The organism is Faecalicoccus sp. LCP19S3_E2 (genome assembly GCF_052121255.1).
Taxonomy (GTDB): domain Bacteria; phylum Bacillota_I; class Bacilli_A; order Erysipelotrichales; family Erysipelotrichaceae; genus Faecalicoccus.
On sequence record NZ_JBQKEP010000003.1, the window covers coordinates 196,275 to 213,623 of the forward strand.

At 39.7% G+C, this 17,349-nt stretch carries 19 protein-coding genes; 16 read left to right on the top strand and 3 right to left on the bottom strand.

The annotated features are described in order from the left end of the window. Positions 1-741, bottom strand: coding sequence for a tRNA lysidine(34) synthetase (locus ACTQX6_RS04275; RefSeq protein ID WP_195221869.1), 741 nt, complete (start codon positions 739-741; stop codon positions 1-3). A 79-nt stretch (positions 742-820) separates the two neighbouring features. On the opposite strand from ACTQX6_RS04275, the gene truB reads away from it, so the two are divergent. The 16 genes from truB to ACTQX6_RS04355 are packed head-to-tail and all read left to right on the top strand — an operon-like array spanning position 821 to position 15,125. After that, positions 821-1,651, top strand: a complete 831-nt coding sequence (gene truB, locus ACTQX6_RS04280; RefSeq protein WP_294686848.1) for a tRNA pseudouridine(55) synthase TruB — start codon at positions 821-823, stop codon at positions 1,649-1,651. After that, entirely contained in the window at positions 1,651-2,604 is a 954-nt protein-coding gene (gene ribF / locus ACTQX6_RS04285; RefSeq protein ID WP_294686850.1) for a riboflavin biosynthesis protein RibF, read from the top strand. The genes truB and ribF overlap by 1 nt, the downstream gene beginning before the upstream one ends. A gap of 60 nt (positions 2,605-2,664) precedes the next feature. Next, the gene (locus tag ACTQX6_RS04290) at positions 2,665-2,997 is read left to right on the top strand and encodes an Asp23/Gls24 family envelope stress response protein (protein WP_022789057.1); all 333 of its coding nucleotides are present in this window, start codon (positions 2,665-2,667) and stop codon (positions 2,995-2,997) included. A gap of 40 nt (positions 2,998-3,037) precedes the next feature. After that, positions 3,038-3,940 (top strand): 5'-nucleotidase, encoded by a 903-nt coding sequence (locus tag ACTQX6_RS04295; RefSeq protein WP_294686853.1) that lies wholly within the window; start codon positions 3,038-3,040, stop codon positions 3,938-3,940. After that, positions 3,937-4,314, top strand: coding sequence for a transcription antitermination factor NusB (nusB, locus tag ACTQX6_RS04300; protein ID WP_168964528.1), 378 nt, complete (start codon positions 3,937-3,939; stop codon positions 4,312-4,314). Before ACTQX6_RS04295 ends, nusB begins: the two co-directional genes overlap by 4 nt. Further along, positions 4,311-5,663, top strand: a complete 1,353-nt coding sequence (gene xseA, locus ACTQX6_RS04305; RefSeq protein WP_294686857.1) for an exodeoxyribonuclease VII large subunit — start codon at positions 4,311-4,313, stop codon at positions 5,661-5,663. Before nusB ends, xseA begins: the two co-directional genes overlap by 4 nt. Continuing rightward, complete coding sequence (gene xseB / locus ACTQX6_RS04310) at positions 5,645-5,860, top strand: exodeoxyribonuclease VII small subunit (RefSeq protein ID WP_117445338.1); 216 nt, start codon at positions 5,645-5,647, stop codon at positions 5,858-5,860. The genes xseA and xseB overlap by 19 nt, the downstream gene beginning before the upstream one ends. Beyond that, positions 5,850-6,695: a polyprenyl synthetase family protein gene (locus tag ACTQX6_RS04315; protein WP_294686860.1), complete on the top strand. Its 846-nt coding sequence runs from the start codon at positions 5,850-5,852 to the stop codon at positions 6,693-6,695. The genes xseB and ACTQX6_RS04315 overlap by 11 nt, the downstream gene beginning before the upstream one ends. 20 nt (positions 6,696-6,715) lie before the next feature. Then, positions 6,716-8,569 carry a 1-deoxy-D-xylulose-5-phosphate synthase gene (dxs, locus tag ACTQX6_RS04320; protein ID WP_294686863.1) on the top strand — a complete coding sequence of 618 codons (1,854 nt, stop codon included), beginning with the start codon at positions 6,716-6,718 and terminating at the stop codon, positions 8,567-8,569. After that, a complete protein-coding gene (locus ACTQX6_RS04325) occupies positions 8,562-9,284 on the top strand; it encodes a TlyA family RNA methyltransferase (protein WP_117445341.1) in 723 nt (240 codons plus the stop codon). Before dxs ends, ACTQX6_RS04325 begins: the two co-directional genes overlap by 8 nt. Then, positions 9,265-10,938: a DNA repair protein RecN gene (gene recN, locus ACTQX6_RS04330; protein WP_294686867.1), complete on the top strand. Its 1,674-nt coding sequence runs from the start codon at positions 9,265-9,267 to the stop codon at positions 10,936-10,938. Before ACTQX6_RS04325 ends, recN begins: the two co-directional genes overlap by 20 nt. Beyond that, positions 10,931-12,103 carry a DNA polymerase IV gene (dinB, locus tag ACTQX6_RS04335; protein ID WP_294686870.1) on the top strand — a complete coding sequence of 391 codons (1,173 nt, stop codon included), beginning with the start codon at positions 10,931-10,933 and terminating at the stop codon, positions 12,101-12,103. Before recN ends, dinB begins: the two co-directional genes overlap by 8 nt. After that, positions 12,084-12,749, top strand: coding sequence for a tRNA1(Val) (adenine(37)-N6)-methyltransferase (locus ACTQX6_RS04340; RefSeq protein ID WP_294686873.1), 666 nt, complete (start codon positions 12,084-12,086; stop codon positions 12,747-12,749). The genes dinB and ACTQX6_RS04340 overlap by 20 nt, the downstream gene beginning before the upstream one ends. Before the next feature lie 12 nt (positions 12,750-12,761). Further along, on the top strand, positions 12,762-13,667 hold the full coding sequence (locus tag ACTQX6_RS04345) for a tyrosine-type recombinase/integrase (RefSeq protein WP_294686878.1): 906 nt from the start codon (positions 12,762-12,764) through the stop codon (positions 13,665-13,667). A 1-nt stretch (position 13,668) separates the two neighbouring features. Continuing rightward, entirely contained in the window at positions 13,669-14,505 is an 837-nt protein-coding gene (locus ACTQX6_RS04350) for an Mrp/NBP35 family ATP-binding protein (RefSeq protein WP_294686879.1), read from the top strand. Then, a complete protein-coding gene (locus ACTQX6_RS04355; protein WP_294686880.1) occupies positions 14,499-15,125 on the top strand; it encodes a M48 family metallopeptidase in 627 nt (208 codons plus the stop codon). Before ACTQX6_RS04350 ends, ACTQX6_RS04355 begins: the two co-directional genes overlap by 7 nt. Positions 15,126-15,129: 4 nt before the next feature. On the opposite strand, the gene purB is transcribed toward ACTQX6_RS04355, so the two are convergent. Together purB and purC are read right to left on the bottom strand one after the other, a co-directional pair. Continuing rightward, entirely contained in the window at positions 15,130-16,560 is a 1,431-nt protein-coding gene (purB, locus tag ACTQX6_RS04360) for an adenylosuccinate lyase (protein ID WP_294686881.1), read from the bottom strand. Between the two features lies 1 nt (position 16,561). After that, complete coding sequence (purC, locus tag ACTQX6_RS04365; RefSeq protein ID WP_117445349.1) at positions 16,562-17,275, bottom strand: phosphoribosylaminoimidazolesuccinocarboxamide synthase; 714 nt, start codon at positions 17,273-17,275, stop codon at positions 16,562-16,564. Positions 17,276-17,349: the final 74 nt, after the last annotated feature.

The window sequence follows — 17,349 nt, forward strand, 5'->3', positions numbered from 1 at the left end:
CTAGCTGCCGGTTTTGTCTTTTTCCCATAAAGAAACTTGCTCTAAGTTGGATAAGGCATGCAGGAAGTTATCCTGTGCCTGTGGATATTTTCGATAAAATTGATGGAGCAGTTCTTTCATTTCCTGACGTTGGGTCACTCCATCATTAGGACAGACTCGCCGTACAGCCGGAATTTCATTATTTTTACAAATATCAATGATTTCCTGTTCTTTTAAATAGATCATCGGTCGAATCATAAACATATCCATTCGTGACATATACTGTTTTGGTTGAAAAGTGGCAATCTTTGAGCCGTGTACCATATTCAACAATAAGGTTTCAATCGCATCATCACCATGATGTCCCAAGGCAATTTTATTGCAGCCAAGCTCTTTGGCCTTATCGAACAATACGCCTTTTTTTAATGTTGAACAAAGGGAGCATTGAATCTTTCCTTTATTGTTGGGATGTAATTTAAGAATATCAAAAATCTTTGTCTTTTCGATATGAAGATCAAGATTATACTGCTTGGCAAAATCCTTCATCTTTTCATGCTCAAAGTCTTCAAAACCTACATCAACATGAATTCCGCAAAGTGAAAAGGGATGAGGGGCAAATTTTTGATACATCGATAAGGCGACAAACAACAACATGCTGTCTTTTCCACCGCTGAGGGCCACACAAATCTTATCGTTGTCTTCTATCAAACCAAAGTCTTGATCCGCTTTGCGGATCGCACGTAACACAGACTGAATTTTCATAAAGTTTTCCTTTCTTTCTTTGGCATTATATCATTTGCATAACAATTTAAAAATAAGTACAATGGACTAAGGTGATGAAATGGATGGAATTTTGATCGTAAATAAACACGCAGGCATGACAAGCCATGATGTGGTCAATCGTTTACGTAAAATTTTAAAAACAAAAAAAATTGGTCATACAGGAACCTTAGATCCACAGGCTACCGGTGTTTTAGTGGTGCTGGTAGGAAAAGCTTGTAAGATATTACAATTTTTAAAAGATACTGATAAAACGTATCGAGCCGGTATTCAACTGGGATATGCAACGGATACCATGGATATATTTGGAAATATCACACAGGAAAAAGAAGTGAACTTAGACTTTGATTTTGAAGAAGTATTGAAAACCTTTCAAGGCAAGATTTCTCAGCTTGTACCGATGACATCCGCAAAGAAGATCCATGGCAAAAAACTGATGGAATATCAAAGACAAAATATTGAGATCGAACCAATTTATCAGGATGTCGAAATATATTCGATTCGTGCTTTAAATGTGCAAGATCTAACTTTTGAAGTGCATTGTTCCAGCGGTACTTATGTTCGAAGCATTTGTTATGAATTTGCGAAAAAGACAAACAATGAAGGGTGTATGAAAAGCCTGGAGCGCATACGTGTGGGTCGTTTTTCCATTGAGCAGGCACAAAGTTTGGAAGAAATCGAAGCCTTGCCCCATTTTTATCCGATCGAGGATTTGCTTTCCCACATTCCACGCATGGATATGGACGATGTACAAGATGTGCTGCATGGTAAAAAGCTATGCATTTCTAATCAAACATCGGATCTGGTTTGTATCTATCATCAACAAAAGCCGCTTGCCATCTATGAAAGAGTCGATGGTGATTTATATGCATCTAAAAGGGGGTTATGGTAATGCAGGTATATACGATTGATCATAACGCATTACCACGCTTGGAAGATAGCGTTGCCTGCATCGGTTTTTTCGATGGCTTTCATAAAGGCCATCAAGCTTTGGTAAAGACTTGTAAACAAGAGGCAAAAAAGCGGGGACTGTTAAGTGCCATCATTACCTTTGATCCCGATCCCTGGGTGTTATTTCATCCTACGCGAGTCATTGAACATATCACGCCTTTAGAGGATAAAATCGAACTGGCTGGCCATATGGGTATTGATGCTTTTTATATTCTGAAGTTTACCAGAGATTTTGCTTCATTAGATACATCGCAGTTTCATGCACTTCTTTCCAATCTGCATATTAAATCACTGGTCTGTGGTTTTGATTTTCGATATGCAATCAAGAATGAAGGAAATACTGAGACGCTTCTAAAACAAGATCTTTTTTCCGTTCATGTGGTTGATGCGATCTTAGATCCGATCGAAAAGATTTCCAGCACGCGCATTGAAACTGCCTTAAAGGAGGGAAGAGTATTCGATGCGGCCCAAATGCTGGGCTATGGGTACTCGATAGATGGAATAGTTGAACATGGCTATCATCGTGGTACTTCTTTACTGCAGATTCCGACGGCCAATTTAAAGCTGTCCAGAGAATTTATCGTACCTTTCGGCGGCGTCTATGCAGGCCTTAGCCACTATAAAGGCATGCTTTATCCAACTATGATCAATATTGGCACCAATCCAACATTTAAAAATAAAAATATGAGTATAGAAGCCCATCTGATTTCCTTTCATGGTGATTTATATGGACAAACATTGCGACTTTTCTTTATTGACCGCATTCGTCCGGAACAGCGCTTTGATGGAATTGATGCACTAAAAAGCCAGCTTCACCATGATATTGATGAAACATTGTCTTTGTTGCAGAAACGGAAAGAGCTTGTCGAAAATACTTATCGGCTTTGGGGATAAAGGACTTTCAGTAATGCTTGAATTTTGGTATAATTGTTGATAGAAATGAGGGTGATTGATATGGCACAAGAATATATCACATTAGAAAACAGCAGTAATCTGGGAACTGTACGTTTAAATAAAAGTGTTTTTACTTCGATTGCGTTAAATGTGATTGAAGAGGATGAAAACGTAAAGCTGGCTGAAACGACACGCTTGCGTAATTCCAATACACTGTCTTCGGAAATTCATGATAATCAATTGACAATGAACATTCCTGTTCAAATTAACTACAAGGCAAACGTTTCTGATGTTTGCGCCAATCTTCAACACAAGATCTTTGAAAGTATTTCTTATATGACCGGTTTACAGCCTTCCTCGATTGAGGTACAGGTTGTCGGATTTATCTTTTAAGGAATCTTCGGATTCCTTTTTTTAAAAAGAAAGGAGCACTATGGCAGTATCGTTTGATGAATATCTTGTAGTGGGAATATCCAGCCGTGCTTTGTTCAATCTGGAAAAGGAGAACGAGGTCTTTGAAGCACAGGGGCTGGATGCATATCGTGAATATCAATTATCCCATGAGGATGAGATTTTAGAGCCGGGGACGGGCTTCACATTAGTTAATAATTTACTATCGATCAATGAAAAAACCGGCAAAAAACTGGTGGAAGTCATCGTTATGTCCAGAAACTCGGCTGAGACATCGTTACGAATCATTAATTCTTTAGATCATTATGGTTTAGATATCAATCGTATGGCAATGAGTGGTGGGGAGAATATTTCGCGTTACTTAAAGGCCTTTGGTGTGGATTTGTTTTTATCCTCCAATGAGTTTGATGTCAGTGATGCGATCAACAATGGCTTTGCGGCCGGCCTTGTCTATAACACGGACCAAATCTATCGTACCGATAATGATCAGATTCGTATTGCCTTTGATGCCGATGCGGTTTTGTTTTCGGCGGAAAGTGAAAAGATCTTTCAGGAAAAAGGATTAGATGCGTTTGTGAAAAACGAGATAGAAAATCAGGATCGGGCCTTAAAGAAAGGGCCTTTGGCAAAATTCTTATTGTGTCTTGCCAATCTGCAACAAAACACAAGGGAATATCAACTGATTCGTACTGCTATTGTAACCTCAAGAGATAAAAACAGTGGAAGACGTGTGTTGAAAACATTACGAAAATGGAATATTGATGTAGATGAAGTCTTCTTCTTACAAGGTGCCAATAAAGCAACTATCTTAAAAAGCTTTGGCGCTAATATCTTTTTTGATGATCAAGATGTACATGGGCTTCCGGCCAGTGAAGTTGTACCGAGCGCCAGAGTGCCCTATAAGAAAGGACAGGAACCGAAATGAATCGACATGAACAACGAGTAATTGCTTTAGAAACTATTTATCAAAATCTTCTTTTAAAAAAGGATATCCGGAAAGCTTTGTTTGAGTGTACGCACGGACAAAATGAGATCGATCCTTTTTTATACACTTTGACCATTGATTTGATGGATAAAAAAACGGCCTATCGCAAGGATATCGAATCTCGCCTGCGGGATGACTGGGCCTTTGATCGATTGAGTCTTCTGGAACAAACGATCTTGTTGATGGCCTATCAGGAATTCTATGTGATCCAGACACCAAAAGCTGTTGTCATCGATGAAGCTATCAATCTGGCTAAAGCGTATTGTGATGATTCCAGTTATAAACTGATCAACGGAATCTTGGATCAGCTATGAAAGAAGAACGCGTTGTCCTTGTTTCCTCGGTGTTGCAGCGAATCAAAGTCATCTTAACACAAACCTTTGATTTCTCAACCGTATGGATTCAGGGAGAAATCAGCAATCTGACAAAGCATCGTTCTGGACATTATTATTTTTCCTTAAAAGATTCCCGTGGAGAAATGAGCTGTGTCATGTTTTCTACCTATGTCAAACATCTGGATTTTTCATTGGAAGAGGGCATGAATGTACAAGTACAGGGAAGTGTCAATGTTTATGAAGTGCGAGGCTCCTTACAACTTTATGTCAAGCGTATTCGACAAGATGGAATGGGCGCTTTGTTTTTAGAATACCAGAAGCGCTATAAACGATTGTTGGAAGAAGGATATTTTGATCAAAGTCATAAAAAAGAAAAACCGGAATGGTTTGAACATGTAGCCATCATTACGGCTAAAGAAGGAGCCGCCTTGCAGGATGCACTTAAGACGATCCAAAGACGATGGCCGATGTTGAAGGCAACGTTGTATCCGGCTTATGTACAGGGAAAATTGGCTCCGGCTTCCTTGATCAAACAAATACAAAAGGCGGATCAAAAAGGGTATGATGCTTTACTCATCATTCGTGGTGGGGGAAGCTTTGAGGATTTATTTTGTTTTAATGATGAAGAACTTGTCAAAACTCTCTATCAGTGTAAAACCTATACGGTCAGTGGAGTAGGACACGAAGTGGATACGACTTTATGTGATTTGGTTTGTGATCATCGTGCAGTAACTCCCACAGCAGCGGCACAATGGATAACACCCGATCAACATGAAATTATTGAACAGTTAACCTTGAAAACCAAACAGCTGGAGCTATCCATGAAACATATCTTTGAACGTTATCGGCAACAATATCAACTGCTTCAACAAAATCCATATTTAAAAGAACCACTTTCCTGGGCCTATGAAAAACAGCTGAAACTGGATTCTATGCACCAGGCTTTGGAACAAACGGCCTTGCAGTGGATTTCCAGAAAGGAAACCATTCGTCAACGAAAACAGGAAATGTCTTATCAACTTCAAAAGAAGATGGAATTCGCTTTAACTTCGATGCAGTATAAAGAGCATCAGTTAGAAGAGCGCATGCATCAATTTAAGCGTTCCAGAAAGCAGCAGTTGGAAAAGAATGCGGCATTATTGGACGCGTTTAGTCCTTTAAAGACATTATCCCGCGGTTATTCCATTGCGACAAGGGAAAACAACATTATCAAAAGTATACATCAGGTGCAAAAACAAGATGCGTTGCAGCTGCAGGTAGAGGATGGCTGTATTCATGTCAGCGTCACAGATAAGGAGGAAAAGGAGCTATGGCACAAAAAAAGTTAAAGTTTCAGGAAGCCATGAAACGATTGGATGAAATCGTAAATACGTTAAATCAAAATGATCTAGATTTAGAAGAGGCCATGTCACTCTTTGAAGAAGGATTAAAACTTTCCAAACAATGTTCAGATCAGTTAAAGACCTTTGAAGATCGAATGGATCAGTTGTTACACCAACAAGAGGAGACAAACGATGAACAATAAAGAGTTTGAAGACTACTTACGCCAACAAGCTACTGCTGGTCTTCCTTCACGTACCAAAGAAGCGATGACCTATTCATTGATGAATGGGGGAAAACGTATTCGTCCGCTGATCTTATTTAGTCTTTTAAAAGACTATGGATTTAAGGAACAGCTGGGCTATCCCTGCGGCTGTGCCATTGAGATGATTCACACCTACTCTTTGATTCATGATGATCTGCCTTGTATGGATGATGATGATCTGCGACGGGGAAAACCAAGCTGCCATAAAGCTTATGATGAGGCAACTGCGGTTTTAGCCGGTGATGCGCTTTTAACTAGAGCGTTTCAAGTCGTATTGGAATCTCAGTGCTCATCAGAAAAGCAATGTGCTCTGGTTTCTAACCTCAGTGAATATGCCGGAATTGATGGAATGATCTATGGACAAGATTTGGATATGAAGGCAGAAACGCTGACCGATGCGCATTTTGAAGAGCTTCAGGAAATTGAAGTGTATAAAACTGCCAAGCTGTTGACATTGCCTATGGTATGTGCGGCGATTTTGGCGGATCAAAAACAGGATATACCGGTTTTAAAAGAAATTGGAGTGCATCTAGGTATCCAATTTCAGGTACAGGATGATATTTTAGATGTGACAAGCTCTGCCCAGGCTTTAGGTAAATCGACCAGTGATGCGCAAAATAATAAATTGACAGCGGTATCGCTATTAGGATTAGAGGAATCACAAAACTTAGTGGCAAAGCTGGATCAACAAATCCAAAGTTTGTTAAATGATTTATCGACATCGACACCATCCTTTCAGAAAATCTTAGATTTTTTAATTCATCGAACCTGTTAAAAGAAAAGAGGTAAAAAGCTATGCGTCTATACGATATTGAATCACCGGATCAGATTCGATCTTTGACAATACCACAATTAAATGCTTTGGCCGAGGACATTCGTCATTTTTTGATTCATTCGATTTCGAAGACCGGCGGCCATTTATCCAGCAATTTAGGTATCGTAGAGACAACGATTGCCATGCATTATGTATTTCACGGACCACAGGATAAAATGATCTTTGACGTGGGGCATCAAGCCTATGTACATAAGATTTTGACCGGACGATCGACTTTATTTCCTACACTTCGTCAATTAGATGGACTTTCTGGGTTTCAAAAGCGCAAGGAAAGTGTTTATGACTGTTGGGAAGCCGGGCATTCCTCGACATCTTTAAGTGCGGCTTTAGGCTATGCAGCGGCAAGAGATATCTTACATCAGGATTATAATGTCGTAGCATTGATTGGAGATGGAGCGATTACCAGTGGTATGAGCATGGAGGCTTTAAATGATATCGGCGCACAAAAGCGAAAAATGATCATTATTTTTAATGACAATAATATGTCCATATCCAAAAATCATGGTGGCATGGAAAAACGGATCACCTCGATCCGCAGCTCACGTGTTTATCGAAATGTAAAACAGGATGTAAAGGGAAGTCTGGATCATAATAAATTCGGGACAGAAACCTTAAAGTTTATGACGGCTTTTCGAGATCGCTTAAAAAAAGGGTTGATCGATGCTCCTTTATTTGAAGAATTTAACTTAGACTATATGGGACCGGTCAATGGGCATAATATTGCCGAATTGATCAAGGTTTTTGAAACTGCCAAAGAACATGATGGACCGATTGTTGTGCATGTTCGAACAAAAAAAGGAAAAGGATATAGCTTTGCCGAACAAGATACGGTGGGAAAATGGCATGGTGTATCGCCATTTAATATTGCGACCGGACAGTCCTTGATGAAGCTGCCGCCAAATGAAAAAAGCTGGTCACAGATCATCAGCGATGCCTTGATACAGCTTGCCAAAAAGGATCCAAAGATCGTTGCGATCACACCGGCTATGGCACAGGGAAGCAAGCTGATGAAGTTTGCGAAGATGTTTCCTGATCGATTCTTTGACTGTGGTATTGCCGAACAACATGCGATCACGATGGCTTGCGGTATGTCCTTAGGCGGACTTCATCCTTTTGTCAGTGTGTATTCCTCTTTTCTTCAGCGAGCTTATGATCAGATGAACCATGATCTGGCGCGTATGAATCTTCCGGTTGTTGTAGGTATTGATCGTGCCGGTCTTGTCGGTGATGACGGGGAGACCCATCAGGGCGTTTTTGATATTGCGATGTTACGAAGCATTCCTAATCTGATTCTTTCGCAGCCAAAAGATGCCAAAGAAGCGTATGATCTTATATATACTGCTTTTACATCCGGTAAACCTTTCTGTATTCGCTATCCACGTGGACAGGCCATTGTCCCCGAAACGATCGCTTTTGATTCGATTCCGATTGGCTCATGGACTAAGAAACAGTTTGGTTTACAACCAAAGGGAATCATTATTGCCTATGGACCGGATGTAGAGCGCATAGAGCATACGGTGCAGGAAAATGAATATGAGATGATCGTTGTCAATGCACGCTTCTTTAAGCCCATCGACGAACATCTTTTAACTTCTTTATTGAATTTGAATTTGCCAATCTATGTTTTTGAAACGGATGTAACGATAGGTGGCTTATCCAGTGCTATTCTGGAGTTTCAAAATCAATATAAAAATAAAATCCATATTTTAGGAATTTCCGATCATTTTGTCGAACATGGCTCGATTCGTGCATTACGCAAAAATGAGCATATCGATCTGGAGTCGTTGTTTAAGGAAATTGATGCTCATGGATAAGGTGCGTTTGGATGTGGCCTGTGTTGCGTTAGGAAAAACACGCACAAAAGCACAAGATCTGATCAAACAAGGTAAGGTCAATGTCAATGGGAAAGTGATTTTAAAGCCTAGTGCTCTGGTCTTAGAATCTGATACGATCGAAATTGATGATGCGGATACCTATGTTTCCAGAGGGGCTTATAAACTAAAAGGTTGTTTAGATTCTCTTGGTATTGATCTTAGAGATCAGGTCTGTTTGGATATTGGAGCCAGTACCGGTGGCTTTACTCAGGTTTGTCTGGAAAAAGGTGCAAAAAAAGTCTATGCCCTGGATGTTGGTCATTTACAACTGGATCGTTTATTAGATCGGGATGCCCGTGTGATCAAAATGGAGGGACGTAATGCTCGTTATATTGAAGACTCCTGGTTTGAAGATCCGATTAATTTTCTATGTATGGATGTCAGTTTTATCTCCTGTAAGACCATATTAGAGCCGGTATTTTCTAAACTAAAGCCTGAACATTGTGCTGTGTTGATCAAACCACAGTTTGAATGTGGCCCGCAGTACTTAAATACAAAAGGTGTTTTAAAAAGTGAAAAGATAAGAAATAAGATCGTGGAAGACATAAAACATTTTGTCTTACAAACATATCAAGATGTTGTCGTAGAAAAAAGCCAGATCCAGGGGCGTCACGGCAACCAGGAATATATGCTGTATGCGAAAGGAAGAAGGTGACAAAATGATCGAACAGGTTATGGTAAAGGATTACATTCTATTTGAATCGGCGTTGATTGATTTTAATACAGGCATGAGCGTTATAACCGGAGAAACCGGTGCCGGAAAAAGCCTTTTGATCGATGCGATCGGTTACCTGATGGGAAATCGTATTCAAGGGAATATCATCCGCAAGGGAAAAGAAAAATGTATCCTACAGATGGTTTTAAGCAAGCCTTCTCCAGCCGTTTGCCAACAGCTGGAAGACAATGGTTTTGAAGTCGATGATGTTTTGATCATCCAAAGAACCATCAACCAGCAACAAAAGAGCACGATTCGTATTAACCAGCAGATCACAACCAATCATTTTGTCCGCCAGATCGTTTCTCAAATCGTTGATATTCATTCGCAACAAGATACCTTTTATTTAATGGATTCGTCCGTTCAACTGGATTTGTTGGATCAATATGCACAGACACTTGATTTAAGAAAAAAGACAAAAGAAGCTTATCATCTCTATCATCAGGCTTTACAGACATATTCTGATACCAAGGAAAAACAGTTGAGTGCAGATCAATTAGACCTTTATACAGCACAACTCAATGAAATTGAAGAAATCTGGATGCCGCAGGAAGAATATGATCAGCTGCAAAATAAGATTCAAGAACAATCGCGTGCTCAAAAAACAATTGAAGATTTATCCGAGTGCATTTATCTATTGGATCATGAGAATGGTTTAAGCGATCAACTTTACACATTCTATAAAAAGCTGCAGTCAATCCAGACATTTGCTGATTCCGAAAGCTATATTCACGATGCGTACTATCAAGTTATGGAAATATCAGAACAGCTAAAAAAAGAGAAAGATCGTATCTTGCAGGATGCGGAAAATCTGGATCAGTTACAAGACCAGCAGTATCGATTAAAAAAGGCTATTCGAAAATATGGCGGTTCTTTAGATGCCATGGCGCAAAGAAAACAGGAAATCATGGATCAGATCGATCTGATTTTGCATCGTGAGGATCTCTTAGAAAAGTTGAAGAAAGATTTGGATGCGAAAAAGGAAGCTTACGATACGCTTGCGTTGGAACTGTCACAAAAGCGACAATGTGTCTTTAAGAAACTAAGTACATCCTTAGAAACACATTTCAAAGATTTAATGTTGGAACATGCTCGTTTTCAGGTGGCTTGCAATCCCAAACCAGCCGGTGCTACGGGAATCGATGATATCGAATTTCAGGTCTCTATGAATCCCGGACAACCATTTACTTCTTTAAAACAGTCGGCATCCGGCGGAGAGCTTTCTCGTTTGATGTTGGCATTAAAAGTGGTCTTTCATTCCAAAGAAGATACGCAGACACTGATCTTTGATGAAATCGATACCGGTGTCAGCGGGAAGGTTGCCTTTAAGATGGGAGAAAAGATGCATGCCTTATCAAAACAATATCAGGTTCTTTGTATCACACATTTAGCCAGTGTTGCGGCCTGGGCCGATACGCATTATCGTGTAGTAAAAGAAGTGGTTGGACAAGAAAGTCAGACAAAAGTGGAGTCATTAAATGCTTCTCAAACGATTGACGAACTGGCGATGATGACAAGCGGACAGATCAGCTCTCGTTCTCAAAATGCGGCTTTGGAGTTAAAAGAGCGTATTCAGGAGATCCTGCATGGCTAGAGTGCTGTTTCATGTGGATTTGAATGCGTTTTTTGCCTCCTGTGAAGAGTTGAAAAATCCTTCCTTAAAAGGTAAGCCTATGGCGGTTGGTTCACTTTCCAAGCGAGGTGTATTATCTACGGCCAATTATGCAGCCAGAAAAGAAGGTGTGCATTCAGCTATGCCGGTCTATGAAGCTTTACGAAAGTGTCCTTCTTTGATCATCGTTCAGGGAGATTATCAATACTATCGATCGGTCAGCGCTCAGTTTTTTGAGTTTTTACGTCAATACACGACGCTTTTAGAACCTTGTAGTATTGATGAATGTTTTATGGATGTGACCGACGCTATTGCACGTTATAAGCGCCCTTTGGATTTAGCTTTTGAAATTCAGGATGAATTGATTGAGCGCCTGGGATTGAGTGTGTCTATCGGTGTCGCACCGACTCGTTTTCTGGCAAAAATGGCCAGTGATATGAAAAAGCCAAGAGGTATTACGGTTTTAAGAAAGGCCGAAATCGAACAAAAACTTTATCCTTTGCCCATCGAAGCTATTGTCGGATTAGGCAAGAAAACTGTTCCTTTTTTGAAGGAAAAGGGAATTACAACAATTGGTGAACTTGCTGATAAGAAAAACGAGAGTCTGGTTCTTCAAATTCTGGGAAGAAACGGTTATGCGCTTTTACAAAAGGTACATGGACAAAGCAGCGATCAATTACAAGTTTCCAGTACACGTAAAAGCATTTCTCTTTCCAGAACCTATGAACAAGATTTTTATACGATGGATGAAGTTTTGGTTCAGGCTCGTTATTTGACCCAGCATTTATGCGATAAAATGATACGAGAGCATCAGATGGGACAGCTTGTATCGGTATCCTTGCGTGATACGGAATTTCACAACATCGTTCGCTCCCAGAATTTAGGACAATATACCAATCAGTTTCCACTGATCTATCAGGCAGTATCCAATTTGATCGAAGAAAATTTTGAACCGATTGGATATCGTCATATCGGAATTCATGTCGGTTCGATCAAAGATCAGGAGAATATCCTGCATCAACCTTCCATTTTCGAAGTTCCGCAACATGATACAGACTGGATCTTAAACAAGCTGAATCGAAAAATGGATCAACAAGTATTTATGAAAGCGAGTGACCTTTTAAAAGATGGAAATCAACAAAAGTGACTTACGACTGGACTATTTCTTAGACAAAGAGCGTCCTTTATATCAACATCCAAAGCATTTTCACTTTAATACCGATACCAAATTATTAGCTAATTTCTGTACGATTCGAAAAGGAGAACGAATTTTAGATATCGGCTGTAATAATGGCGCTTTATTATATGCGTGTGATCAATATGATGTAAAAGAGCTTGTTGGTGTTGAGGTTTTTGACGAAGCGTGTCTGGTTGCACGATATAATGTTGAGCATTTTTTCAAGCATCCAACCAAGATCGTATGTTGTAGAGTGCAGGAATATCAGGATGAACCTTTTGATGTGATCGTATCCAATCCACCATATTTTAAGGTTGATGCGACCCATCCTGATATTTCCATGGATCCCAGACAAAATGGACGTGTAGAAGTGCATTTGACTTTAGAAGAGTTGATTAGAAATGCTTCTCGTCTTTTAAAAAGTAACGGGCGTTTTTATTTTGTCCATCGTCCAAATCGCTTCAATGATATCTGCAAGGTTTTATATAAGTATCATTTTCAAATACAAAGCATGCAGGTGGCATACGATCAAAATGTGGCGAAGTCTTTACTGATGGAAGCACGAAAAGAATCGGGATGCGACTGCAAGATACTTCAACCTTATTTTATAAAGTGATAAGATAGTACTATGAATATCAGGGAAGCGTATGATGACTACATCATGCAACTAAAAGTGATTGAAAATAAGTCTTTGAATACGATAGAGAGCTATCAGAGAAATTTGAATGTCTATTTAAAGTATTTAAATGATCATGCAATTACGGATATGGAACAAATTCATGTACAAATCGTAGAAAACTTTTTGATGACGTATATGGATACACATGCGGCGGCAAGTGGGAATCAGATGCTGTCGTGTATCAAGGGCTTTCATGCTTATACGGTATTGAATCATCCAACGATCAAGGATCCGGCTGTTTCGATCCGTGGCTTTCAACAAAGTAAGCATTTACCGGTTTACTGTACCAAACAAGATTTAGAAACGCTTTTTGCCTCTTTTGATCAAAGCGATAAAGGCATTTATGAAAAAACAATCCTGGAGGTACTCTATGGCTGTGGACTTCGTGTCAGTGAACTTTGTACCCTTACGACCAATCAGATTCATTATGATCAAAAGATCCTGCGAATTCACGGAAAAGGGGATAAAGAAAGAATTGTTCCGATGGCCAAAGTTTGTATCGATCAGATGAAACTTTATCAAAATCTTGTACGAAGACAATGGCTAACGAATCGAACCGCACTTTTTTTTATCAATGCTAAAGGAAGAGCTTGCAGCCGACAGTATGTTCATACGCTGATCAAACGAAAAGTGCAAGAATGTGGTTTAGATCCACGTATCTCGGCTCATAGTCTTCGTCATAGCTTTGCGACTCACCTTTTAGAAGGAGAGAGTGACTTACGCATTGTACAGGAACTTTTAGGGCACAGTGATATTCAAACTACACAAATCTATACGCACATTCAAAATCAAAGATTGACAAAAGCGTATGATACGTATTTTAATGGGTTAAGTAAAACAAAGGAGGAGAATTGATATGTCTTGTGAAGGATGTCCAAGTAAAGGAAATTGTGGAAAAGATCAATCTACTTGCGGGGTAGAAAACAATCCCAACAATCATATAAAAAATATCGTAGCGATCATGTCCGGAAAAGGTGGAGTTGGTAAATCTACGATTACGGTTATGGTAGCTAAGGCTCTTGCGAAAAAAGGGTATAAAGTAGGAATCATGGATGCCGACATTACCGGTCCAAGCATTCCACGTTTATTCGCCGCGGAGAATGAACAGGCTTATGCGACAAAAGAAAACTATATCATTCCGGTGGAAGTTGCCGCCGGAATCAAGATCATGTCCTTAAACTTCTTGATGAAGAATGAAAGCGACCCGGTAATCTGGCGTGGTCCAGTGATTGCCGGTGTAGTCAAACAGTTCTATACGGATGTATTATGGGGCGATCTGGATGTGTTATTGATCGATATGCCGCCGGGAACTGGTGATGTTGCCTTGACAATCATGCAGTCGCTACCGGTATCCGGTGTACTGATGGTATCTACACCACAGCCTATGGTTTCTATGATCGTAGCAAAAGCCATTCACATGTGCGAACAAATGCATGTACCGGTATATGGTGTCATCGAAAATATGGCTTATCTGGAATGTCCAAACTGTCAGGAAAAAATCGAATTCTATGATACGGCTCAGCTTCATCAGTTTTTTGAGGATACAAAGACTAAGCTTTATGGTACCTTGCCAATGTTGGATCTGATACGCGATCTGAACACCTATGCGCAATACAATGAAAACCAGAAAGAAATCGTTCATGATTTAATCGATTCGGCTGTCGATCAGCTGATTCAGGATATCGGATGTTAGAATATACTCTGATTCGTAAAAACAACAAAAATCTATATTTGAGGATTCGAGAGGGAAAAGTCGTAGTCACAGCACCTAAAAATGTGTCTAAAGCTTATGTGGATCAGTTTGTGTGTAAACATCGATCATGGATCGAACAACGTCTTACTACAAGTAAAAAGCCATTACAAAATTTAGATACGATTTATATATTTGGTAAACCTTATACCATTTGTTTTGATACTATTACTTCAAAGGATCCAACGATCATAAAATGTAGACCGGATATAAAATCCTTTCAAACATGCATTCGTTTGAAGATACAAGATATTTTCCTGCAACGCTTTCAAATGCATTGTGAGCGAATGCATATTGAAGGATTAAAGCTTCGTATCGGCTTCTTCAAAAGTAAATGGGGAAGCTTTCATCCGACAAAAAAAGAGGTTTCTTTGAATGGAAACCTTGCCTTTACGGATATAGAATGCTTAGATGCGATCATCATTCATGAACTTTGTCATGTTTCGTATCGAAATCATTCGTCTGCATTTTATAGAGAAGTTTTACATTGGATGCCAAATTATAAAGAGGTGCATAAACGATTAAACTCTTATGAAATGCCTACACTAAAAAAAGACGCTTAGCGTCTTATACGTTGATTTCAGCGTGTAAGCCTAATACGTCTTTTTCTTTTGTCAAAATTGGATCGATATGTTCGCCAAAGAATTCTTCCGTCTGTTGTACAGAACGACCAACAAACTTTGATGGATCCATGATCGAAAGAATTTGTTCTTTTGTCATACCAAATTTAGGATCACCTGCGATACGATCAATCAAATCGTTTGGTTTTCCTTCTTCTTTGACAACTTTTCCGGCTGCCATAGAATGTTGACGAATCAATTCATGAAGTTCCTGACGATCGCCACCGGCTTTGACCGCATCCATCATGATATTTTCGGTAGCCATGAAAGGAAGCTCTTTTTGAAGATTGGCTTCGATGACTTTTGGATACACAACCAAACCATCTGTGATGTTTAAGTACAAATCCAGGATGCCATCAGTAGCTAAGAAGGCTTCCGCAATGCTGATACGTTTATTGGCGGAATCATCCAAGGTTCTTTCAAACCATTGCGTGCTGGCAGTAATGGCCGGGTTTAACGCATCACACATGACATAGTTGCTTAAAGCGGCAATACGTTCAGAACGCATAGGATTGCGCTTATAAGCCATGGCACTGGAACCAATCTGACCTTTTTCAAAAGGTTCCTCAATTTCTTTCATATGCTGCAGCAGGCGAATATCGTTGCTGAACTTATGTGCACTTTGTGCGATGCCCACCAGAACACTTAAAACCTGCGTATCATATTTTCGTGTATAAGTCTGTCCGGAAACAGGGAAGTAAGCATCGTAACCAAGCTTTTCACAAATCTTGGCATCCAGAGCTTTTACTTTATCGGTATCGCCTTCAAAAAGCTCCATAAAGCTTGCCTGTGTGCCGGTAGTTCCTTTACATCCTAAAAGTTTTTTATTTTTCAAGAGATGTTCGATCTCCAGATAATCCATATACAAATCTTGCGCCCATAAGCTGGCTCGCTTACCAACGGTAGTTGGCTGGGCCGGTTGAAAATGCGTGAAAGCTAAACAAGGCATATCCTTATACTTTAACGCAAATGTTTTTAATTCAGCCAAAATGTTTACGATCTTGGTCTGAACTAAACGCAAAGCTTCATGCATGATGATCAGATCGGTATTATCGCCGACATAACAGGAAGTAGCACCTAAATGAATGATTCCTTTTGCCTTAGGGCATTGTTGCCCATAAGCATAAACGTGAGACATTACATCATGACGCACGATCTTTTCACGCTCTTTCGCAACATCGTAATTGATATCATCTTTATGGGCAATCAGTTCGTCGATCTGCTCATCAGTGATATCCAAACCGAGTTCTTTTTCACTTTGTGCAAGTGCAATCCAGAGCTTTCTCCATGTCTTGAATTTTTTATTGTTGGAGAAAATAGCCTGCATTTCTTTTGAGGCATATCTCTGAGAAAGAGGAGACTGATAAAATTCATTCATTCTATTCACCAAACCCCATTCGTTTAAAGACTTCCTGATAAGCGCCTTCCGGATCCCCTAAATCACGACGGAATGTGTCTTTATCCAAATGTTTACCTGTTTTCATATCCCAATAGCGACATGTATCTGGACTGATTTCATCCGCAAGAACAATTTGTCCATCGCTTGTTTTTCCAAATTCCAGTTTAAAGTCAATCAGTTCGATGCCAATCTGGGCGAAGAAATCTTTAAGTACATCATTCACTATAAAGGCATATTTTGTGATCGTATCGATTTCTTCCTGTGTGGCAGCGCCGATAGCTCTGGCCATATAAGAGTTGATTAGTGGATCTCCTAAATCATCATCTTTATAGCTGAATTCCAAAGTAGAGCATTTTAATTCAGTTCCTTCCGGAATTCCTAAGCGTTTAGAAAAGCTTCCGGCTGCCTTATTACGAATGATCACCTCCAATGGAATGATCGAAACACGTTTTACCACTGTACGACGATCATCCAGCTCTTCTACAAAGTGTGTAGGTACACCTTTTTCTTCCAAAACCTTCATCAAGTAGTTTGTCATGCGGTTGTTGATGGCACCTTTTCCAACGATCGTACCTTTCTTTTGACCGTTAAATGCTGTCGCATCATCTTTGTAGTCAACGATCACACAGTTTGGATCGTCTGTGGCATAGACTTTTTTGGCCTTACCTTCGTAAATCATGTCCATTTGTTTCATGTCATTATCCTCCATCTGTAACAGTACTATTATACTTTAGTGATATAGGCAATTCAATGTCAATTTCCCAACGT